The sequence below is a fragment of the Sphingopyxis indica genome (genome assembly GCF_900188185.1).
GTDB classification, from domain to species: Bacteria; Pseudomonadota; Alphaproteobacteria; order Sphingomonadales; family Sphingomonadaceae; genus Sphingopyxis; species Sphingopyxis indica.
Genome location: NZ_FZPA01000015.1, coordinates 54,907 through 74,439, shown reverse-complemented (window position 1 = coordinate 74,439; position 19,533 = coordinate 54,907). Strand labels below are relative to the sequence as shown.

General features: G+C 63.5%; 36 protein-coding genes. 19 read left to right on the top strand and 17 right to left on the bottom strand.

Annotated elements, in window-relative coordinates:
• Window positions 1–244 precede the first annotated feature (244 nt).
• The 17 genes from CHB69_RS16860 to CHB69_RS16800 all read right to left on the bottom strand — a co-directional run bounded on the left by CHB69_RS16860 (window position 245) and on the right by CHB69_RS16800 (window position 7,891).
• Window positions 245–625: a hypothetical protein gene (locus CHB69_RS16860; RefSeq protein WP_141134040.1), complete on the bottom strand. Its 381-nt coding sequence runs from the start codon at window positions 623–625 to the stop codon at window positions 245–247.
• A 37-nt stretch (window positions 626–662) separates the two neighbouring features.
• Window positions 663–926 (bottom strand): hypothetical protein, encoded by a 264-nt coding sequence (locus tag CHB69_RS19870; RefSeq protein ID WP_141134039.1) that lies wholly within the window; start codon window positions 924–926, stop codon window positions 663–665.
• Window positions 923–1,234 (bottom strand): hypothetical protein, encoded by a 312-nt coding sequence (locus CHB69_RS16855; protein ID WP_089217111.1) that lies wholly within the window; start codon window positions 1,232–1,234, stop codon window positions 923–925. Before CHB69_RS16855 ends, CHB69_RS19870 begins: the two co-directional genes overlap by 4 nt.
• A gap of 42 nt (window positions 1,235–1,276) precedes the next feature.
• The gene (locus tag CHB69_RS16850; protein ID WP_089217110.1) at window positions 1,277–1,468 is read right to left on the bottom strand and encodes a hypothetical protein; all 192 of its coding nucleotides are present in this window, start codon (window positions 1,466–1,468) and stop codon (window positions 1,277–1,279) included.
• Window positions 1,469–1,550: 82 nt separating this feature from the next.
• The gene (locus CHB69_RS16845; protein ID WP_089217109.1) at window positions 1,551–2,762 is read right to left on the bottom strand and encodes a recombinase RecT; all 1,212 of its coding nucleotides are present in this window, start codon (window positions 2,760–2,762) and stop codon (window positions 1,551–1,553) included.
• Between the two features lie 14 nt (window positions 2,763–2,776).
• Window positions 2,777–3,052 carry a hypothetical protein gene (locus tag CHB69_RS16840; protein WP_089217108.1) on the bottom strand — a complete coding sequence of 92 codons (276 nt, stop codon included), beginning with the start codon at window positions 3,050–3,052 and terminating at the stop codon, window positions 2,777–2,779.
• Between the two features lie 2 nt (window positions 3,053–3,054).
• Complete coding sequence (locus tag CHB69_RS16835; protein WP_089217107.1) at window positions 3,055–3,321, bottom strand: hypothetical protein; 267 nt, start codon at window positions 3,319–3,321, stop codon at window positions 3,055–3,057.
• 24 nt (window positions 3,322–3,345) lie between these two features.
• Window positions 3,346–4,128 carry a hypothetical protein gene (locus CHB69_RS16830; RefSeq protein WP_089217106.1) on the bottom strand — a complete coding sequence of 261 codons (783 nt, stop codon included), beginning with the start codon at window positions 4,126–4,128 and terminating at the stop codon, window positions 3,346–3,348.
• A 15-nt stretch (window positions 4,129–4,143) separates the two neighbouring features.
• The gene (locus tag CHB69_RS16825) at window positions 4,144–4,539 is read right to left on the bottom strand and encodes a hypothetical protein (protein ID WP_089217105.1); all 396 of its coding nucleotides are present in this window, start codon (window positions 4,537–4,539) and stop codon (window positions 4,144–4,146) included.
• Window positions 4,536–4,685 (bottom strand): hypothetical protein, encoded by a 150-nt coding sequence (locus tag CHB69_RS20280; protein WP_170935617.1) that lies wholly within the window; start codon window positions 4,683–4,685, stop codon window positions 4,536–4,538. The genes CHB69_RS16825 and CHB69_RS20280 overlap by 4 nt, the downstream gene beginning before the upstream one ends.
• Complete coding sequence (locus tag CHB69_RS20275) at window positions 4,682–4,837, bottom strand: hypothetical protein (protein ID WP_170935616.1); 156 nt, start codon at window positions 4,835–4,837, stop codon at window positions 4,682–4,684. Before CHB69_RS20275 ends, CHB69_RS20280 begins: the two co-directional genes overlap by 4 nt.
• Entirely contained in the window at window positions 4,837–5,133 is a 297-nt protein-coding gene (locus CHB69_RS16820; RefSeq protein WP_089217104.1) for a hypothetical protein, read from the bottom strand. The genes CHB69_RS20275 and CHB69_RS16820 overlap by 1 nt, the downstream gene beginning before the upstream one ends.
• Window positions 5,130–5,423 carry a hypothetical protein gene (locus CHB69_RS16815; protein ID WP_089217103.1) on the bottom strand — a complete coding sequence of 98 codons (294 nt, stop codon included), beginning with the start codon at window positions 5,421–5,423 and terminating at the stop codon, window positions 5,130–5,132. The genes CHB69_RS16820 and CHB69_RS16815 overlap by 4 nt, the downstream gene beginning before the upstream one ends.
• A complete protein-coding gene (locus CHB69_RS16810; protein ID WP_089217102.1) occupies window positions 5,423–5,731 on the bottom strand; it encodes a hypothetical protein in 309 nt (102 codons plus the stop codon). The genes CHB69_RS16815 and CHB69_RS16810 overlap by 1 nt, the downstream gene beginning before the upstream one ends.
• Window positions 5,731–6,690 carry a DUF7666 domain-containing protein gene (locus CHB69_RS16805; protein ID WP_141134038.1) on the bottom strand — a complete coding sequence of 320 codons (960 nt, stop codon included), beginning with the start codon at window positions 6,688–6,690 and terminating at the stop codon, window positions 5,731–5,733. The genes CHB69_RS16810 and CHB69_RS16805 overlap by 1 nt, the downstream gene beginning before the upstream one ends.
• 171 nt (window positions 6,691–6,861) lie before the next feature.
• Entirely contained in the window at window positions 6,862–7,425 is a 564-nt protein-coding gene (locus CHB69_RS19865; RefSeq protein ID WP_141134037.1) for a surface-adhesin E family protein, read from the bottom strand.
• Window positions 7,426–7,447: 22 nt separating this feature from the next.
• Window positions 7,448–7,891 (bottom strand): helix-turn-helix domain-containing protein, encoded by a 444-nt coding sequence (locus tag CHB69_RS16800; RefSeq protein ID WP_141134036.1) that lies wholly within the window; start codon window positions 7,889–7,891, stop codon window positions 7,448–7,450.
• On the opposite strand from CHB69_RS16800, the gene CHB69_RS16795 reads away from it, so the two are divergent.
• From CHB69_RS16795 to CHB69_RS16720, 19 genes are all read left to right on the top strand, one after another.
• The gene (locus tag CHB69_RS16795; RefSeq protein ID WP_141134035.1) at window positions 7,890–8,111 is read left to right on the top strand and encodes a helix-turn-helix domain-containing protein; all 222 of its coding nucleotides are present in this window, start codon (window positions 7,890–7,892) and stop codon (window positions 8,109–8,111) included. The two genes, CHB69_RS16800 and CHB69_RS16795, sit on opposite strands and share 2 nt — an antisense overlap.
• Window positions 8,112–8,505: 394 nt before the next feature.
• Entirely contained in the window at window positions 8,506–8,664 is a 159-nt protein-coding gene (locus CHB69_RS20270) for a hypothetical protein (protein WP_170935615.1), read from the top strand.
• A complete protein-coding gene (locus tag CHB69_RS16790; RefSeq protein WP_212541945.1) occupies window positions 8,661–10,010 on the top strand; it encodes a helicase-related protein in 1,350 nt (449 codons plus the stop codon). The genes CHB69_RS20270 and CHB69_RS16790 overlap by 4 nt, the downstream gene beginning before the upstream one ends.
• Entirely contained in the window at window positions 10,007–11,002 is a 996-nt protein-coding gene (locus CHB69_RS16785) for a DNA-methyltransferase (protein ID WP_089217098.1), read from the top strand. The genes CHB69_RS16790 and CHB69_RS16785 overlap by 4 nt, the downstream gene beginning before the upstream one ends.
• Window positions 11,003–11,466: 464 nt before the next feature.
• Window positions 11,467–11,844 (top strand): hypothetical protein, encoded by a 378-nt coding sequence (locus CHB69_RS16780; RefSeq protein WP_089217097.1) that lies wholly within the window; start codon window positions 11,467–11,469, stop codon window positions 11,842–11,844.
• Between the two features lie 3 nt (window positions 11,845–11,847).
• Entirely contained in the window at window positions 11,848–12,399 is a 552-nt protein-coding gene (locus tag CHB69_RS16775; protein ID WP_141134034.1) for a hypothetical protein, read from the top strand.
• A complete protein-coding gene (locus tag CHB69_RS16770; RefSeq protein ID WP_089217095.1) occupies window positions 12,396–14,243 on the top strand; it encodes a DNA cytosine methyltransferase in 1,848 nt (615 codons plus the stop codon). The genes CHB69_RS16775 and CHB69_RS16770 overlap by 4 nt, the downstream gene beginning before the upstream one ends.
• Window positions 14,240–14,419, top strand: a complete 180-nt coding sequence (locus tag CHB69_RS16765) for a hypothetical protein (protein ID WP_089217094.1) — start codon at window positions 14,240–14,242, stop codon at window positions 14,417–14,419. Before CHB69_RS16770 ends, CHB69_RS16765 begins: the two co-directional genes overlap by 4 nt.
• Window positions 14,419–14,931, top strand: a complete 513-nt coding sequence (locus CHB69_RS16760; RefSeq protein WP_089217093.1) for a MerR family transcriptional regulator — start codon at window positions 14,419–14,421, stop codon at window positions 14,929–14,931. The genes CHB69_RS16765 and CHB69_RS16760 overlap by 1 nt, the downstream gene beginning before the upstream one ends.
• Window positions 14,931–15,182, top strand: coding sequence for a helix-turn-helix domain-containing protein (locus tag CHB69_RS16755; RefSeq protein WP_089217092.1), 252 nt, complete (start codon window positions 14,931–14,933; stop codon window positions 15,180–15,182). The genes CHB69_RS16760 and CHB69_RS16755 overlap by 1 nt, the downstream gene beginning before the upstream one ends.
• On the top strand, window positions 15,179–15,625 hold the full coding sequence (locus tag CHB69_RS20590) for an XF1762 family protein (protein WP_089217091.1): 447 nt from the start codon (window positions 15,179–15,181) through the stop codon (window positions 15,623–15,625). Before CHB69_RS16755 ends, CHB69_RS20590 begins: the two co-directional genes overlap by 4 nt.
• On the top strand, window positions 15,622–16,335 hold the full coding sequence (locus CHB69_RS19860) for a hypothetical protein (RefSeq protein WP_141134032.1): 714 nt from the start codon (window positions 15,622–15,624) through the stop codon (window positions 16,333–16,335). The genes CHB69_RS20590 and CHB69_RS19860 overlap by 4 nt, the downstream gene beginning before the upstream one ends.
• 22 nt (window positions 16,336–16,357) lie before the next feature.
• Window positions 16,358–16,789 carry a hypothetical protein gene (locus CHB69_RS16745; RefSeq protein WP_141134031.1) on the top strand — a complete coding sequence of 144 codons (432 nt, stop codon included), beginning with the start codon at window positions 16,358–16,360 and terminating at the stop codon, window positions 16,787–16,789.
• On the top strand, window positions 16,782–16,949 hold the full coding sequence (locus CHB69_RS20265) for a hypothetical protein (protein WP_170935614.1): 168 nt from the start codon (window positions 16,782–16,784) through the stop codon (window positions 16,947–16,949). The genes CHB69_RS16745 and CHB69_RS20265 overlap by 8 nt, the downstream gene beginning before the upstream one ends.
• Complete coding sequence (locus CHB69_RS16740) at window positions 16,946–17,167, top strand: hypothetical protein (protein ID WP_089217089.1); 222 nt, start codon at window positions 16,946–16,948, stop codon at window positions 17,165–17,167. Before CHB69_RS20265 ends, CHB69_RS16740 begins: the two co-directional genes overlap by 4 nt.
• The gene (locus CHB69_RS16735) at window positions 17,164–17,400 is read left to right on the top strand and encodes a hypothetical protein (RefSeq protein WP_089217088.1); all 237 of its coding nucleotides are present in this window, start codon (window positions 17,164–17,166) and stop codon (window positions 17,398–17,400) included. Before CHB69_RS16740 ends, CHB69_RS16735 begins: the two co-directional genes overlap by 4 nt.
• Window positions 17,397–17,588, top strand: a complete 192-nt coding sequence (locus CHB69_RS16730) for a hypothetical protein (RefSeq protein ID WP_089217087.1) — start codon at window positions 17,397–17,399, stop codon at window positions 17,586–17,588. The genes CHB69_RS16735 and CHB69_RS16730 overlap by 4 nt, the downstream gene beginning before the upstream one ends.
• Window positions 17,585–17,980 carry a terminase small subunit gene (locus CHB69_RS16725; protein WP_089217086.1) on the top strand — a complete coding sequence of 132 codons (396 nt, stop codon included), beginning with the start codon at window positions 17,585–17,587 and terminating at the stop codon, window positions 17,978–17,980. The genes CHB69_RS16730 and CHB69_RS16725 overlap by 4 nt, the downstream gene beginning before the upstream one ends.
• Before the next feature lie 7 nt (window positions 17,981–17,987).
• Window positions 17,988–19,487 (top strand): PBSX family phage terminase large subunit, encoded by a 1,500-nt coding sequence (locus CHB69_RS16720; protein ID WP_089217085.1) that lies wholly within the window; start codon window positions 17,988–17,990, stop codon window positions 19,485–19,487.
• The last annotated feature ends 46 nt before the right edge of the window (window positions 19,488–19,533 follow it).

Here is a 19,533-nt window from a genome sequence, read left to right as displayed (position 1 = left end):
TGAACATCGTGTTATCCTTTCAAATCCAAGCGTTTCCGCTTCCGACAAGAAGATAACTACCCTAATTTGTTTCGGGAGTCAAGTATATAATTCCCTTTCCATTCCCCGCTATATCGACGCTCGGCTGCGATGTTCGTCCACCCGCGAACCACGATACCCTCCTCGGTCATGACGATCTCGATAGTCCGGCGGCCCTGCGATGCTTCGCGCGCGAGGCGAGCGGCGGCGCGGAGATTTTGGGCGATCATGCCGCTTCCGCCACAGCATCATCGACAATCCGCGCGGCAGGCTCAACCTTCGGCGTCGCCGCCTCGATCTCGTCGATCCGCCCGAGCACGCGCAAAATCGCCTCGCGGTGCTTCATCATCCCCTCGGCAGGGCTGGCGTGATGATCGGCGACGATCTTCTTGCCGATGTCCTTGAGCGCGGCGTCCAGCGCCAGCCGCTCGGTAGCGAAAAGCTGACCGGCGTGCTCGTAGGCTTCGACTTTACGGATGCACATGGCATTATCCCTTTCCCGCCAGCGTTTGGGGGCTTCCGAGCTGCTGGCGGAATTTCCGGCTCGGATCGGAGGTTGAGGGTTATTTCGGTTCTCCGGAATATTGGGTTGAAGTCGGCATGGCATTGAGACCTCCTGACGTCGGAATTTCGGGTTGATTGGGTCACGCGGCACGCCTGATGCGGCAACTTAGGCGGACATCCTCGGCGGCAGGGTTATCGCCGTAATCGCAGTCACCGCATTTTGTGCAGACGTTGACCGGAACGCTGCAACCGCAGTCTCCATCCTCGGCGCGGTCACAGCCAGCGTTGCAGCCGCCGTCAGATTGCCAGTCGTGTCCGTGCTCAGCGCATGGCCCGGTTCGGATGGCACGCTTGAGCGCCTCAACGCGCGCCTCTGCGTCGGCAAGCTCGTCAACGAGGCTCATTCGTCGTCGCCTTCCTCGGCGAGCTCCAGTTGCTCATCGAGGAACCGAGCTGTCATTGACACAGCTAGGTCTATGGGAGCGGTAATTATGCCAAACGGCCGCGGTTCACTCGGCATTCCCAGCGGTCCGGGGCCCCGGGCTTTCCAGCGCGCGTGCGCGGCGGCATCTTCTTCCGAGAAGTCGCGCTGCCACAGCCAGAAAGAGCCTGGCGTGTTACAGGTCTGCTTCCACCCCCAACGGCGGAGATAGTCGGTCTTGACATTCTCCAGCGCATTCTTGGCAGCTTCGATCTTATAGAAAAACGTCATTGCGTTTCCTCCCGCTGGTAGTTGAAATTAAACCGGAATTGGCTAGCTCAGGCTGATGATCGAAGAAGGCATCGTATCCGACACGCTCAACGCGGGGTTCCAAAGAAGAAGCCGAAGCGGATCAACCGCAGCCGCGACATTCTCGACGGTGTCGTTTACGACTTCGTGGGCGTCGAAGAGATGATGGCCGAGATGCTCGCGCCGTACCTCGATGATGAAGCTATCGCTGGTCACGGTCCGCTCCTTTCAACCCTGAGCGAACGGTTTTGCGATGGGGAGACTTGGTAGCTCCGCAACCCGATTTTCCGTTGAACCGTTATTTCCCGAACCGCGCCATCGCGTTCTTGACCGCAGCTTCGATCAGCGCGTTTTCGCGGTCGGGCAGCGCGGCCATATGTCCCTGCCAATCCTTCTCGACCGCCTTCGCGTCGATCAGGGTTTCGGCGCGGCCCGCGCGGTCGAGTAACTCGGCCACGGTCGCGGCGTAGGGCGCGTCGGCGTCGTCATCGGTCCCGTCGTGCGCGTCGCCGCGCTGTTCGTCGGCAGGGCCTTCGGCGGCGGCCGGGTTGTCGGGGGTTGCGGTGTCGGCGCCTCCCTCGGCGAGTTCGCCGGTTTCGGGGTCGTGGGCGGGCGTGTCGTCTTCGCCTGCCAGTTCGTCGGCTTGCGGCAGCGCGACCGGGGCTTCGGTTTCGACGTCGAGAACATGGCGGGCCGAGCGCGCGAGTTCGGCATCGTCGGCCTCGCGGCCCTCGATGTCGATGATGTCGCCGGACATCGGCAGCGTCTTTGCATGGCGCCGCATGACGGTCTTTTTCGCCATTTCGCCGAACCAATCGACCCAAGGCCCCTTCGGCGGGATCGGCTCGCCCTTGTAGTTCGTCATGCCGACGGCGCCGGTCTTGCTGGCCTGCCGCACCTTGTTGATCTCGGCGCGCGACATGACCTCGTAGGACATGCTGCCGTCCTTAAACGTCGCGATCGAATAGGCGGCGACGATGTTGTCGTCCGTCATGTCCTCGTCGCTCAGCAAGAGGTCGGGCTTGTGGCGCAGCATCCGCTCGGTCCCTTCCTCGTAGAGAAAGGTGCCGCGCTCATATTCGGCGCGGTAGACGACCTTGGCGGTGATGTCGCGGATTTCGCCGGATTGCAGGATCTTCTTCCTGAGCCCGTAAACCATCGGCATATAGGTTGCCCGCTTGACGGTGACCCATTTGCCCTGTCCGTCCTTCTCGCGATTGTTGAAAATGACGAGCGCGGCTTCGCGGCCATCGGGCAGCAGGCCATCCTGCGCCGCCTTCATGCATGCGAGCAGCAGCGATTGCCGGTCGGCGCGCAGCAGGTCGGGATTGGCCTGCGCCGCGGTGATGATCGTGCGCTGAAATTTCTCGGGCGAGATATGCGCCGGCAGCGCGCGGCGCATCTGTTCCGCGCCCTTGTCCAGCTCGAAGGCGAGGCCCTGCGGCGTAGCGGGATCGGGGCGGCGTGCGGCGACATTGGAGGCGTCGCGGGTGGCAAGCTGGGTGGCCATGTCGGCTATTCCTTTCAGAAGGGCATTTCGTCGCCGTCGAGCGGGTCGGCGGCGGTTTCAGTTTCGGGGGCGGCATCTTCTTCCTGCGGCGCGAGTCCGAGGATCGGCTTGCATTCGAACGGCGGCGCGTCGTCGCTGATCGACACGACATGGACGCGCTTCCAACCATCGCCGGACCGGTCGGGCACCTTGACCATATCGCCGGGGGCGACAGGATCGCCGTCGTTGGCATAGGTATAGGTGCGGGTATCGGAGCTGCGGAATTTGCACGCAACAAACTGGCGAGGCATGGCTATTCTCCTGCGATTTGCTTGAGGGCGGGCTGCGCCTCAAGGGCGCTGGCGGTCATCATCTCGGCCGTGCGACGACCGGCGGCCGCGATCTCATCCGAGATGAGCGCGACGATCTTGTCGGATGCGTCGGCGGGCAGGTTCAATTCGACCTTGCCGCTTTCGCCGTGGACCTCGACCGTCGCGCGGAGCGGCTTGGTCGGATCAGGGCGCCCGTAGCCATAATTGTAGCCTTCGCGGTGGATTGAAACGCGGGTGACGAACATCATCTATTTTCTCCTGATTGTCGGGGATCAGCGGTTGTTGACCGCGACGTCTTCGGTGATGGTGACGCCCGCCAGTTCCTTGGCCTTGGTCGCCTTGACGAGCCGCGCGATGGCAGCATCGATCGCTTCGCGGACCTTCGCGTCGTTCTTCACATGGCGAAAAGCCTTGGCGTAATCGGTGACGGTCGGAACCAGCACGGTCGTCGTCGAAACGGTGGCGCCGTCGTCGGAGCGCAGCGGCTGGCGCTTCACCGGGGCGGGCTCGGGCGGTGGCGGCACGGCATCTTCGAGGCCATTTTCCTGCGCCAGCGCTTCGAGCTTGCGGCGCTGTTCGGCTTCCTCGGCCAGCCGCTTCAATTCGGCCTGGCGCTGTTCGCGGGCATAGGCCGCCTGCATCTCTTCGACGCGCTGGCGCCCGGACTGAATGCGCGCGACGATCGCGTTCTTCTGCCCGTCAACGAGGCGGCCGCCGTCGAGATACGGCTGTTTCATCACCTTGTGGACTTCGCCGACATGCTTCTCGGCGGCGCGGAGCAGACCAACGAGCGAGGCACAGCGCGCCATCGTGTCGGCATCGACGCATTTCGCGCGCTGGACCGCACCGGGGCGATAGGCTTCGCTGTTCGGATCGCCGGCGCCGAGCATGTCGTCGAGCTTCTGCATGAAGTCGGGGCGTTCCTCGAGCAGCGCCGCGCGGAACTCTTCGGGGATGCGCTCTTCGAGGGGCGCGGAATTATGCCCGATGGGCGCGGGTCCAGCCTTGGCGGCGGGCCATGCCGGAGCGTCGGGGAATACGGGGTTGCTGGCCATGTCGGGCACTCCTTCTCAAAAAGGCAAAGGTTCGGATCGGGAAAGGCGGTCGACCTTGCGGCCGCGTTCGGCGTAAGCGCTGTCCGGCGCGTTCTCACGCGCCCATGCGCGGCGCGCGCACCGCGCCTTGAAGTCGGCTTCCGTGATCGGGTCGCGGGCGCAGGCGGGCCAGACACGCTCGAAGTCGAGAATTTCTCCGTCATCGGCTTGGGCCTGCCAGCGATGACTGCGGTCGAGTTCTTCGCCGGTGACGGGATCGAGCGGGGCGCCGAACCACAGGCGAACGCCAATCGCGACGGTGTCCCTGCCCAAGCGAATGCGATAGCACCCGGCAACAGGCGTCTCGACATCGAGCCCATCGAACCGGCGCGTCGCTCCGCGATCGCCATAGGTGCGTGACGCTCGGCTCACAGCCGCGCACTCCACACCGAATGATGCGCGATGACAGTCGCCACGAGCAGCGCCAGGCCGATGGCGAAGCGCAGCGAAATGCGCGGCGCCGGGTCGGTATCGACGGGCTGCAGGGTTTCTGCGGGCGGGAGCTGGGGCGCCATCATGCGAAATACGCCGTTGCTGCAATGGCCGCGCCCAGAAGGCCGAACATCATGCCGGCAAAGGAATGGCCGCTCGGGCGATGAAGCAACGCCCCTGCGTTGGCCCCTGCCACGAAAAGGCATAGCGCCGCGATGATGAGGAGTATCCAGTCCATCACCGATCTCCCCGGCGTGATGCTCCCGAGACCAAGGCGCATTGCCCGATCTCGCGAAGGCAAAAGACCGCCGGACGACCGCAGTCGCACGGCGCGAGCATCGCATCGGTGCGCGCGAGGCTGTCGTTCAGAAGCTCACCGTAGTGGCGCGAGCGGGCGAAGTGGGCCGATGCCACGGGATCGGTGACGGGCAGGTTCATCGCCTCGTCGAACGACAGGTTGAGGCAAGGCGTCTCCGCGAACGACGTTTTGACGCTCGCTGACACGCGGGCAAATTGGGAAAGGCCGCCGTTCATGCTGCACCGCCGGTGGCTTTGGCGATCGCCCTGTCAAGAATGTGCCAAGCCTCATTGATGTTCGCTTGGCGGACAGCCTCGGACAGCGTATCGTTTCGAGCGCCTATCAGAACCTTGGCGTTTTTTGCCGCTTCCAGAAGGTCCGGCGAAGCGGTGATCAACATCCCATCGGCAAGGGTTGTCGCGCTCATACAGATGCTGAAATAATGGCCGTCGTTGATCGCGCCGCGCTCGCTTTGCAGCCAGCCATCCTCGATGATCCACGGCGCCGGAGCGTGCTGCACGCTCATCACCGATACCCCTGCATCGCGACATAATCACCGCGCACCTGCCGGTCATACTCGGCGGCGTCATCGACCAGTGCGCCCTCAAGCATGGCGTCCAGCTCGGCAAGCTGACCCTCCATCTCGCTGCGAAGGTCGGGATCGTCGAAGTCCACCGCGTCGAGCAGGTGATACATCAGACGGATGCGCTCGGCGTCTGTCAGCTTGCGCGTGGCGAAGCTGGCCGTCTCATAGGCCGTGCCGTAACCGGCTGCGGTGAGAGCGTTGCGATAGCCCGCGAAGGCGCGGCGCTGGTCGGGGGTGGGGGTAGCCATCACGCCGCCTCCACCAGCTTGCCGGTCGAAGCATCGGCGCGATACCAAGTGTCTGCCTTGATGCCGTCCTCGCCAACATATCCGACAGCGAAGCGCGCGCGCTTGCCGTCATGGTAGGCAAGGGCAATGGCGCCGTTCTCACCAGCTTTGGCCTTGCTGTCGTAGCCCGACGCCGCGAGATTGCTGTAGTCGCCCGACGCCGCGAGATTGCTGTCGTTGCCCGACGCCGCGAGCTTGCTGTAGTTGCCCGACGCCGCGAGCTTGCTGTAGTAGCCCGACGCCGCGAGATTGCTGCCGTAGCCCGACGCCGCGAGATTGCTGCCGTAGCCCGACGCCGCGAGCTTGCTGTAGTCGCCCGACGCCGCGAGCTTGCTGCCGTAGCCCGACGCCGCGAGATTGCTGTCGTTGCCCGACGCCGCGAGCTTGCTGTCGTTGCCCGACGCCGCGAGATTGCTGCCGCAGCCCGACGCCGCGAGATTGCTGTCGTTGCCCGACGCCGCGAGCTTGCTGTAGTAGCCCGACGCCGCGAGCTTGCTGCCGTAGCCCGACGCCGCGAGCTTGCTGTCGTAGCCCGACGCCGCGAGCTTGCTGCCGTAGCCCGACGCCGCGCTTTCCTTACCCTTGACGTTCGCGATCATCCAATTGACCGCCGCGCCGATGAACTCGGGAAGCTTCAATTCCGCTTCGACCGTGATTTTTGCCGATGCGATCTTGCTATCGCCGTCTTGATGACTGATCTCGCCAGAGGCCTTGACGATGGCAAAGCGGCTGTCGATGAGGTCGTAATAGTTCAGGACGTCAAGCGGGTTCTCGCAAGCGTGGAAGCCCGACGAGCAGATGATGACCGCGCCGTCATGTTCGTAGGTCTTTCCGACCTCATACTGGAAACCGCGGCACGACAGGTTTTTGTCGAAAGCCTTGTATGCGGTGATCTCGGCGGGTTTCTTCTTCGCTGCCACTTGAACCTCCATCGTTGCCCGGGTGGGGCTGATGGAGGCATTGTTCGCAGATTGCGAATGTGCCGTCAAGAGATTATTTCGCAAATTGCGAATGCGGTTGAGGAAGACGAATCAGACGCACGAAAAACCCCGCCGAGCGGGCGGGGCGTCGATGCTGGGTTGGAGATGGGGTTAGCGGTTCGTCGTCACGGGCGGCTGGATCGGTGTAGCATCAGCGGAGGGCGGCTTGTCGAAGCGCGAGTTGCATGCCTGTTCAATAACCGCGCCAATATTCGTGTCTGGCGGGGCGTAGCGCTGGTCGGGCTCATCATAATCCAAACCTCTAATAACCTTGCCATCTTTACTGTATTCCTTCAACGACAAGGTTCTATATCCAGTCGTGTCGCAATCGAATGAATAAAGCACCATCGTAGAACGATGCGCAACAGTTTGGTCTTTTGAATGGTCTTCCTTAACCCATGCGACCCTCTGGTTTCGCGGCCCCCGGATGCTTGTCGTGTCTAGCCGCCATACGGTGCCATTCTCGATCTCGGTGATGTGCATCCATCTTGGCGGGGGCAGGGGATTGGGGTCGCGCGCCGCATCGGCAGCACTAAGCTTGATTGGCGGGGGAATAGAATTTGACGCAATTGCTGGCGAAGGTGGCGCATCTTCTTTCCACCATTTTTCGTATGCAAACCAAGCAAGTAGCGCAGCTCCGGCTAGCGGCCAGAACCAGTCGCCATCGTTTGCCATATCCCGCCCCCTCTATCGACAGTTAGACGCTGCCGCCCGTTCCTGTTCGCCCCTTGATCACGACCTTCGCCAAGTCAATGATTTGGTGCCTTTGAACATCATTGGCCTTCGTCCATAGGTCGATCATATCCTCATCCAGGTCAAACGGGTCATGGTCGAGCAGTAGGCCGGGCGTGGTCTTGAGATGAGGGGCGATGCGGCGAAGCCATTTTGCTGATAACGCGCGATTGCTGTTCACAAGATCGCTGACCATTCCAGGCGTGACGTTCCCGCCGAGAGCTTCGGCCAATCGCGCACCCTTCACCTTGCGGAATCTCATCCACGCGCGAAGGTGGTTTGGGCCACCGTTCTTGTCGTCCTCATCAACCATGTTCGCATTATGCGACACGTCGCAAATCGAGTAATTCCCGATATTGCGAATATTGGGGCTTGAAACGACATTCGCAATCTGCGAATATCTAGACATGACGAAACCCAAAACCTCCGTGCTGGCACGCGATGCTGGCATTAGCCCGTCCTATGCTAGCGAGGTGCTGAGTGGCACACGCAAGCCATCGCGCGCGCTGGCAATTCGGATTTTTCGCAAGACCGGCTGGCGCCACCCATTGCTGGACGGCCTCACCGACGAGCAGATCGACACGCTCGAAGCTGTCGAGCCGTGGCGCCCCTCCGAGAAAGCCGCCTGACCATGGCGAGCGGGGGACAATCCAGCAGTTTCCGCACGGCGGACGGGCGCGCAAATCCCCCTTGTTGCGCGCCCGATACCCTCTCGGCTGGGTCGCCGAGCGCCCGCGCCGCTCCCATCCACGGCGGCGCGGGCAACCTCATTCCAGAATTGAACGCTGCCCTGTTCGGCTGCGCGATCATCACGGCCACAGGCGGGACGCTCACTGTCGAGCCGCTGCAGTTCATCGGACTGTCCAACGCCAGCGGGCAGGTGAGGGCAGACCTTCCGAGGTTCCATCATGCCGTCGCGACTGCCGCTCTTTGCCGCACCGCACAATCTGAAAATTAGAGGTGTGCTGAAACAGGATTAACGGCTGCCAATGTCTGAATATCGTTTAACCAGAGAGGTTTACCATGACCGGGCTTCTGTATTTCGTCATCCTCGTCGTCGGCTTCGCGCTCGGCTTGCTCGTCGGCGGCCTGCTCGGCTTCGGCAAGCGCATCGGGGCTTATGAGGATTTGGTCGATGAGGCTGAGGCCGAGGTCGCTCGGCTGCGGAGGTTGGCGGAGTGAACGCCTACGCTCAATTCCTCGCCCGCAAGTCGATCATCGACCCGCCGACAGGCATCGCCGATCCCGTCGATCTGCCGAGCGCGATGTTCCCATTTCAGCGGGACATCACGGCGTGGATGCTCAAGCGCGGGCGCGCCGCGGCGTTCGAGGGAACGGGCCTTGGCAAGTCCCTGCAGGAACTGGCGTGGGGAGAGGCAGTCGCGCGCGAGACCAAGCGCGAGGTCATCCACTTCGCCCCGCTTGCCGTCACGGCGCAGATGCAGCGCGAGGCGGCCAAGTTCGGGATCGAACCACAGACGATCGTCAACTACCAGCGCATGTCGCATCATGACTTGCCGAAGGCCGGCGGCGTCATCCTCGACGAAAGCAGCATCCTGAAATCGGTCGACGGGCATTATCGCTCGGCTTTGATCGAGGCTTGCGCCGACGTGCCGTTTCGGCTCGCGGCAACTGCGACCCCGGCGCCGAATGACTTCATGGAACTCGGCAACCACGCCGAATTCCTCGGCATCATGTCCTACACCGACATGCTCGCGACGTTCTTCGTTCACGATGGCGGAGACACCCAAAAATGGCGGCTCAAGGGTCATGCCGAAAATGCATTCTGGAAATGGATGGCATCGTGGTCGGTGATGATCCGCAAGCCGTCCGACCTCGGATATTCGGACGAAGGTTATGAACTGCCGCCGCTGAATTACATCGAGCATCGCGTCGGGGCGGAATATGCGCCGTCGATCGACACTGGGCTCCTGTTTCCGATGCAGGCCCGCACGCTATCGGAGCGCATCGCCGCGCGTCGCGCCACCGTGCCCGAGCGCGTCGATAAAGCGGCCGAGGCGACGACCGGCGACGAGCCGTTCGTGTGGTGGTGCAATCTCAACGCAGAAGCCGAACTCGCGGCGAAGCGCATGGGTGCGGTCAATCTGCACGGCGGCCTGTCGGATACCGAAAAAGAGCGCATCATCCTCGAATTTCAGGATGGCAACATCAAGCGGCTGGTCACGAAGGCGTCGATCGCAGGGTTCGGTGTCAACTGGCAGTGCTGCCATCAAACCGGCTTCATTGGCCTCAACGATAGCTGGGAGCAATTCTACCAGGCCATCCGGCGTTTCTGGCGGTTCGGGCAAACCGAGCCCGTCGATGCGCATCTGGTCGTGTCCGAACTCGAAGGTGCGACCGTCGCCAATATCCGCCGCAAAGAGGCCGACGCCGACCGCATGGCCGCGGCGATGGTGCATCATATGGCCGACCTGTCCAGCGTCGCCGTGCGCGGCGCGAAGCGCGACCGGCCCGATTACGCGCCGACCGTTCCCGTTCAACTCCCCGCATTTTTGGAGGCCGCATGACCATCTGCGCCGTCGATCAGGTCGTGACCGACCAATACGCCATCTATCAGGGCGACTCGTGCGAGATTATCCGCGCGATCCCCGGCGACAGCATCCATTTCGGCATCCACTCGCCGCCGTTCGAGGGCCTCTACAAATTCTCGAATTACGACCGCGATATCAGCAACAATGAGGGCGGCGCCTTTTGGGAGCATTATGCCTTTCTGATTGCCGAACTGCTCCGGGTGACCATGCCGGGCCGTCTGCACAGCGTCCACGTCATGCAGCTGCCGACGAGCAAGATCCGGCACGGCCATATCGGGATGCGCGATTTTCGCGGCGAGGTCATTCGCGCATACGAGGACGCGGGATGGATCTTCCATAGCGAGGTCTGCATCTGGAAAGACCCCGTCGTCGCGCAGCAGCGCACGAAGTCGATCCGGCTGCTCCATAAGCAGGTCGTCAAGGACAGCGCGATCAGCGGGCAGGGGCTCGCCGATTATATCGTCAGCTTCCGCAAGCCCGGCGACAATCCCGAGCCGGTCGCTGGCATGTTCGAGGAATTCGTCGGCGCCGGTCTGGACGTCAGCGACGAGGCATATGCCCGCTACTGCGCGAACCCGCCAGCCGACGCCGGGCCGAACTGGAAGCCGTGGCCGCTCGATATGTGGCGGTCGGTGCTGGTCTGGCAGCGTTATGCCTCGCCGGTCTGGATGGACATCAACCAGACCCGCACGCTGCAATACCGTGGCGGCCGCGACGAGAAAGACGAGCAGCATATCAGCCCATTGCAACTCGACGTCATTGAGCGTTGCATCGACCTGTGGAGCAACCCCGGAGAGACCGTGCTTACCCCGTTCCTTGGGATCGGCAGCGAAGTCTATGCAGCGGTTGAAATGGGTCGGCATGGCGTCGGGATCGAACTCAAGCCAAGCTATTTCGCGCAGGCGCGCCGCAACATCGAAGGCCTGAAAGCGAAGTCCGGCACATTGTTCGACGCGGTGGCAGCATGACCCCCGCCGCCACCATCCGCCGCTGGTTCACCATCGCGCGCTTCCGGGTGGCCCGCGTATCCCCGCTCACCGTCGCCGGTCGCCGCCCCGTCGTGCTGACAGAAGCAGACCTCGACGCCGCGCTCGCCCGTCGCCGGGAACAGCGGGCAGGGCGGTCCGACGCCTCGCGCCGCGGCTGGGAAACTCGGCGGCATCAAGATCCACTGGAAGGCGCCCTTGCTGCGCCGACCGGACCTGCGGGGGAGGTTCCGGCTTTCCCCGCCTTTCTCATTCCTGCCGGGGATCAGCGCCCGGAAAGCGGTCGAAACGGGCGGACATTCCCGGATTGCCGGACAGGACATGGGCGTGGCCCTCTCCACGCGACGCGGCGGGCAAGTGACCGGAATGCGCCGGTCGCCCCCTGCCGAAGCAACCATGCCGGTTATTCCACCCCCGCTGATTTCACGATGAAAGGAGCCTGACAGATGGCGAAGAAAGACGACGGCCCGCAAAACGGCGGGGAGATTATCAAGCCCGACTTCGAGCGCGCGATCAAGGTCATCACCAACGACCTCAATCCGCTACTCGAAAAATCGGCCAAGGTCCGCGGCGATCAGGCTGCGGGCTGGAAGGTCATCGAAGACGACTGCCACTGCAACAAGAAGGCGGCCAAGGACTTCCACAAACTGCTCCGCATGGACCCGGAGCTGCGGGACGATTATTTCCGCACCCTTCGCGGCCTGCTCGACGTGTCCGGTCTCGGCATCACCCGCGATCTCGTCGACGAGGCCGAGGGTGCGGACAACGAGCCGATCATCCCGACCAAGGAGCCGACGCGCCCCGAACTCGCGACGGTGCAATAGGCGATGCGGTTGATGGCGCTCGACCTGTCGAAGCGTTCGGCCGGATTGACCGGATGGGATGGCACGTCCACCCGTCCGGTCGTCCTGTCGAAAGAGCTCGGCAGCACGATCACGAACCACGGCCTTGTCTTCGCGCGCCTGCATGGCGTGATGAACGATCTCTGGCAGGTGATCGGCGGCGCCGACGCGATCTATTGCGAGGAGCCGCTGCAGCCCCAAGCGCTCGGCGGCCATACGACCTTCGACACGCTCTACCTCGCCTATGGGCTTTGCGCGCACGCCGCGAGCTTTGCCGAGGCCAAGGGCGTCCGCTTTCATGCCGTGAACCAGACCGCGTGGCGCCGCCATTTCATCGGCGCGATGAAGCGCGGGACGCGGCGCCAGACCTTGAAAGACTATTCCATGGAACGTGCCCGCCAGCTCGGCTTTTCGCCGCGCAATGACGACGAAGCCGACGCGATCGGCGTCCTCGATTATGCCTGCGATCGGGAAGGAATCATGCCGCCGTGGCGGGCAAACGAGGTGCTGCGGCCGCCGCTGGGGGTGTGCGCATGAAGCTCCCCGGCCTCTTCATCGACGGTTTCGCTGGCGGCGGCGGTGCCAGCACCGGTATCGCGCAAGCGATCGGCCGCGACCCCGATATCGCGGTGAACCATAGCTCGGCGGCGATCGCGATCCACAAGGCAAACCATCCCGGAACCGAGCATCATTGCTGCGACATCCGCCTGCCCTTCCTTCCCCGGACCGCGACCCGCGGCCGCAAAGTGTGGGGCGTCTGGTTCTCGCCGGACTGCAAGGAATACAGCAAGGCGAAGGGCGGCCCGGTCAAGGATCGGTCCATCCGCGCGCTGTGCTGGGAAGTGATCGAATGGGTGCGGGAAACGCAACCCGAGGTCGGGTTCCTTGAGAACGTCGAGGAGTTCCAATATGCCGCGCCGCTAGATGGCGAAGGCGTGCCGATTGCCGACCAGAAGGGGCGTGAGTTCAAGCGGTTCGTCCGCGCGCTGCGCGGTCTCGGCTTCCGGGTGCAGTGGCGCATCCTGAAGGCCTGCGATTATGGCGCGCCGACCAATCGCAAGCGGCTCTACATGATCTATCGCCGCGACGGCCTGCCGATCGTGTGGCCGAAGCCGACGCACGCGCCCGCGAACGACAATCGCGTGCTGCGCGGCGAGATGCTGCCCTACCGCACCGCGGCGGAGTGCATCGACTGGACGATCCCGTGCCCGTCGATCTTCGAGCGCGACCGTGAACTCGCCGAGGCGACGAAGCGGCGCATCGCGCACGGCGTCATGCGCTATGTCGTGAATGCGGCGCGGCCCTTCATCGTGCCGCTGACGCATCAGGGTAGCGTCCGGGTTCACGATCTCGAAGATCCTTTCCGCACCATCACCGGCGCGCATCGCGGCGAACTGGCGCTTTCCGACGTCGAGCTCGCCCCGCATCTGATGACGAACCGCAACGCTCAGAAGCCGTTCAACGGCGCTGACGAGCCGACCCATACGATCACGGCGGGCGGCGCGCATCTGAACCTTGTCGGAGCGACGCTCGTCGGTGTTGGGGGCCGTCGCGGACAGAGCGCCCCGATGGCGGTCGATGGTCCCTATCCCACGACGACGGTCAAGGCCGATACTGCCATCGCCTGCTGCACGATGGTCAAGATGGGGAACGGCGAGCGCGAGGGGCAGGCACCGCGCGCGCTCGACGTCGCCAAGCCCTATGGAACGGTCACTGCCAAGGGGTCACAGGCCGCCGCGGTGACCGCCTTCCTGTCGAGTTTCTACGGCAGCGACAAGACGAACGGCAGCGGCGACCCCGAACGCCCGCTGCGCTCCGCTCGCGCCGGCGGGCAACATCATGCCGTCGTCGCCGCGCATATCGAGCAGGCGAACACCGGCATGGTCGGTCACACGCCGCGCAAGCCGCTGTCGACGATCGTCGGCAAGGGCTGCACCCAGCGCATCGTCGAAACGACCATGATCGAGCGGGACGCGCTGCCGCCCGACCTGATGGAGCGCGCGGTGCGCGTCGCGGCGTTCCTGATCAAATATTACGGCAATGAGAGCGACGGGCACGGGCTCAACCAACCGATCGGCACCGTCACCACGAAGGACCGCTTCGCCGTCGTCACAGTGACTATCGACGCCAAGACCTATGTCATCGTCGACATCGGCCTGCGGATGCTGAAACCCCGCGAGCTGGCCCGCGCGCAGGGCTTCCCGGACGACTATGTGCTCGATCCTGTCGTGCGCAAGCTCGTGCGCGGCAAATGGGTCGAGAAGCCGCTGACAATCGCCGAGCAGATCAGCGCCATCGGGAACAGCGTCTGTCCGCCTGTCGCGCGCGCATTGGTCGCGGCCAACCAGCCTGGCATCGCAGAAGAAAGGCTCGCCGCATGACCGACGACCTCAAAGCATGGAAGCGCAGCACCGCGGTCCGCCGCTTCCGCGAGATCAAGGCGAACGCCAGCCGCGCCGGTATGGGCATGAGCGATATGCGCGCCGCACGCGCCGCCGCCGGCTATGTCGATGCGAGTGCCGACGAGGTTCTGCGCTGGGTGCGGGAGGCGAACTGATGCCCCCCGCTGGTTACGATCCCGCCGTCCCGCTGAAACAGACCGCGCGCCGCTTTGGCGTCTCGGTCGCCACCGCGCACGCATGGCGCAAGAAGTCGGGCTACAAGACCCCCCTCCCCGAAGGCCATTGGACCGACGCCGACATCCACCGGCTGCGGACCATGTATTCAGGGAGCAGCCTGAACGACATCGCCGCGGTGCTTGGCCGGTCGGTATCATCGGTCAAGTCGAAGGCGCAATCGCTGGGCCTGCGCCGGTCAACGGGGCAATTCGCGCCGGATCGAGCGCCCCAGATACGCGGACGAGTCCAAGGCCATGCCGACATGGCGGCCGACTTCATCCGCTCGCATGATCGGACGCCGATCTATCGCTGCGACCGGGAGGGCAGTCCGAACCCCAAGGCCAAGTTCTGGAAATATGGATACGGATCGCTCGTCCTGACCGAGGACGCGCTGATCGCCAAGGCTGAGCACAAGGGCTGGCGGGGCGACGCTTGGCGGGAGATCGCGTGATGCTGCCCCGCTGGTATCGTCCGCCTGCCCTCACCCGCTACACCGGACGCGAGATCATCGCTCGCGTGGCAAAACTGCACGACCTGACCCCGGAAGATATCACCGGCCCGTCTCGGCTGGCCGAACATTGCGAGGCCCGTTTCCACGTCATGCGCGAACTGCGCGCGTCGGGGTGGTCGGTCAGCGCCATCGGGCGGATGCTCAACCGGGATCACACGACCATCGTTCATGGGCTGCGGAGGGCGGGATGAGATTGCACGCCGCACCACTGACGTTCGACATAGCAGCGGCATTCGTTCGCGAGCATCATCGGCATCATACGCCGCCTCAGGGACATAAATTCTCCATCGGCGCGATGGACGGCGACCAGCTTGTTGGCGTCGTCATAGTTGGCCGACCGGTCGCGCGTCGGCGCGATGATGGCTTGACGCTTGAGGTGACACGGCTCTGCACCGATGGGCACCGCAACGCTTGTTCGTTCCTCTATGGCGCAGCGGCGCGCGCGGCCTTTGCGCTCGGCTATCAGCGCATCGGCACATACGTCCTGAAATCGGAACCCGGCACATCATTAAAGGCTGCGGGCTGGAAACTGATCGCGGAAACGCCGGGCCGATCATGGTCGGTTCCGTCCCGCCCGCGCACAGACAAGCACCCGATCGAGCCGCGTCTTCTGTTCGAGCGAGGCGCAGCATGACTGTCTCCGAACTCATGCAGGCCATGGCAGACGCCGGCGCGCCCTTCGAGGCGATCGTGATTGCCGTAAAAGCGGTCGAAGAGGCGAGGGCTGCGGGAGAGGTCAAAGAGCGCACGCGATCGAAAGCGGCGGAGCGTCAAGCGCGTTACCGTGAGCGTCACAAATCGTCACAAAGCGTTACTTGTGACGCCGAAAACGTAACGCGCGTTACGCCTGAAATAACGCGTGACGCTGAGCGTAACGCCCTCCCCCTTTCGCCCTCCCCCCTTCCTTCCCCCCAGACCCCCGAACCAACCCCCCACCCACATACCCCCGAGAATAATACCACGCGCGCGAAGGGGCACCGCTTGCCGGACGACTGGCAGCCGAAACCGCTGACCGGAGATGCGGCGCAGGCCGCGGCTGGCTGGCCGCCCGGCGCGCTGGATCGCGAACTGGCCCGGTTCCGCGACTGGGCCGCCTCGGCGACGGGGCCGAACGCACGAAAATCGAATTGGGACGCCGCATGGCGGAACTGGATCAGGAAAGCGGACGATGACGGAAGGTATCGCAACAATCGGAACGGCGCTCCCGGCCATCATGGCGGGCGTGACAATCGAGACGGGTTCAAGCGAGCTTGCGACGACTGGATCGACGAGGCTGGACGATCAGCAACTGGCGGAAATGGAGCGGGTGGCCAACTTGCCCTTGGTCGCCCCGATTCCCTGTGATGCCGCAGACTTTGCCAAACTGATGCGGTCCCTCTCGATCCTGCCGAGCCGGGCCGACGACGAGGTGACGGGCAAGCTGCGGCTCAACATCTATCACCGAATGATGGGCCAATATCCCCGCGCCGCCATCGCCTACATGGTCGAAACCGCCCTATCGACCCTCGACTGGTTCCCGACGCCGAAGCAGTGCCTCGAAATCCTCGCGGGCTGGAAAGACCATGACGCGGTGGTCCACAAGCATCGCACGGTGATGGCCGCGAGCGCGGTTCGACAGGAACGGCAAGCCCGGCTCAACGACGTGATGGAGGCCCTGTATCGACGCGACCTCGATCAGGACCAGATCGACGCCCTGCCCGAACAGATGAAGGTCATCGGCGCCGAACGCGGGTTCCTACGCCTCCACGACGATGGCGTCTATCGCGCCCGCCCTGTCCCGGTGCCGACCGATGGGTGATCGTGACCTCGCGGCGAAATACAACGCCAAGCTGGCCGGAAAGGGCGTCACCGACCGCAAGTGGATTGTCACCGCGGGCGGCGCGTTGATCCTCGTGCCGGCTGGGCGCCATCATTCCGAGCATGAAGACGAAACCGAACCCAAGGAGCGCTTGCTGTGAACATCTCCGCAAAGGCCGCGAGCCTCGAGCATGTGTCGACGATCGACTGGCACGATATCGGCGGCTTGCCGATCGACCGCAAGGACGGCCGCGACGTGCTGCTTTGGTCGGCTGGGAGCCCGGTGCTCTGTTCCTGGTGCGATGGCTGGCGCGATGCTGTCGGGCGTCCCGTTCGGGGCGCGACGCATTGGGCCGATGTGGAGGGGCCGGGGGCGTGAGAGACGACCGCGAATATATGATTCCCGGCCCGGCGCAGGTGGTGGTGGCGCGCCCGCTGGGTCTCGGGATTGATGCGGACCGCGCGAAGGTTCTGCGCTGGCGCCTCGCGTGGCTGGCAGTCGAATTTCAGCGCCACCCCGGATTTGAGGACAGCGACGGCAATTGGTCGGCTGGCGAATTGGTCGAAGAGTTGCGGGCGCTGCTCGCGCCGATCGCAGGGGAGAAATCATGAAGGATTTGAACCGCAGCCAGCCGCCGAAGGCTGACCTCGGGGAAGGCGCCCGCGACCTTGCCCGCGTCTGGTCTGAAATGGCGAAGGTGGCGGCCGACATTGCGCATAGTCGCCGAACGCTGTTTCTCGCCTATGTCGCCGAGGGGTTCAGCGATGCACAGGCAATGGAATTGGTGAAATCGATATGACCGGCCCCCTGAAAAACGCACGGCACGAGCGCTTTGCGCAGGAGCGCGCCAAGGGCAAATCGGTCGACGCCGCTTATGTCGATGCCGGGTTCAAAGCGAACCGGGGCAACGCCGCGCGATTGAACGCAAATGAAAGCGTGAAGGTTCGTATCGCGGAATTGCAGGCGCGCGCCGCCGAAAAGGCCGTTGTCACCGTCGAGGGCATCACCGAACGACTGCTCAAGATCGCGGCAAAAGGCGAGGGAACTGCCGATGCGCCGATGCTGTCCGTTGCCCGCGCGTCCCTGATGGACGCAGCCAAACTCAACGGCCTGATCATCGAGAAGCGCGACCTCACATCATCCGACGGCAGCATGTCGCCGAAGGAGCCGACCTACAAGCTGGTGAAGTGATCCGAGCGTGAGCGCCGCTACCGGATTTTCCGATGAACTGACGTGCGAAGCACCGGGCATAGGCCATAACGGCGGGCCCGTCTTCGAATGCCCGATCCCCGCCATCTTCCAGCCGTTCTTGCAGCCGGCGCGCTTCAAGGTCTCCTATGGCGGCCGCGGCAGCTCGAAGACGCGCACGGTCATCACGATCCTCGTCAACAATGTTCTGTATTCCGGCTGGCGTGTCGTCTGCTTCCGCGAGTTGATGGAGGCCATTGCCGAGAGCAGCTATCAGGAGATCGTCGAAGAGATCGAGCGCCGCAATCTCGGCGCCTATTTCGACATCACCAAGACCGAGATATCCTGTCCGTCGTCGGGCGGCGTTTTCAAATTCTCGGGCATCCGCGCGTCATCGAAGCGACTGCAAAACCAGAAGCTAAAAGGGTTCTCAAACTTCGACGCCGCCTTCATCGACGAGGGCGAGAGCATCACGAAGGAAAGCTGGAACGCGCTCATCCCGACGATGCGCAAATCCGGCAGCGAGATTTTCGTCTGCTTCAACCCGGCGTCGCCGCTCGATTTCATCTACCAGGCCTTCGTCACCGATCCGATCTATCCCGCCGAGCTTCATGGACGGCCCTATTCGATCGTCCTCAAGGTCAACTACACCGACAACCCGTTCTTTCCGCAGGAACTCGCCGACGACGCGGCACTGATGGAGGCGAGCGACCCTGAACTGTTCCGGCATGTCTATCTCGGCGAGCCGGTGGCCGACAATGCGCTGGCGATCATCAAGCCGGCATGGATCGAGGCGTCGATCGATGCCCATCTCCATATCCCTGACTTCCCGATGGGCGGCGGCAAGATCGGCGGTATGGACATATCAGGCGGCGTCGAGGGCGATGTCATCGCGCCGAAGTCGAACGACCCGAACGCGCTCGCATGGCGCTATGGCTGCATCCTGTCCGGCCTCGAAGAATGGCACGACGATTCGCCGAACAAGGCGGCGGCCTATGCTCATCCGATCGTGATGCGCGAGGGGCTGGACACGCTGCACATCGATGACATCGGCGTCGGTGCATCGGTGAAGGGCGAATTCGAGCGATTGGAGGCCGAAGCCAACCCGCCGCGCAAGACCGCCTATATCGGCTGGACGGCATCGGAAAGCCCGCTTGAGCCGGACCGCGAATATCAGCCCGGCAAGACGCACGGCGACATGTTCGCGAACCTCAAGGCTCAGGGATGGGGAACGCTCGCAGACCGGTTCCGCAATACATGGCAGGCGCGGAACGGACTGCCCTACGATCCTGATCAGCTGATCTCGATCCCGCTCGGGCTTCCGGCGAAGCTGCGAACCAAGCTGCAAGGCGAACTTTCGCAACCGCGGCGCGAGAGCGTCAATGGGCGGATGAAGGTCGAGGGCAAGAAGTCGCTCAAGCAGCGCGGCTTCCCATCGCACAACCTCGCCGATGCGGTCGTCATGGCCTACGCGAAGGTCGACGAGGGCGTGGCCGCATGGTTCCTCTGACGCAACATTATTGCGCGTTCACGCAATTTCGCGTAACCATCTGCCA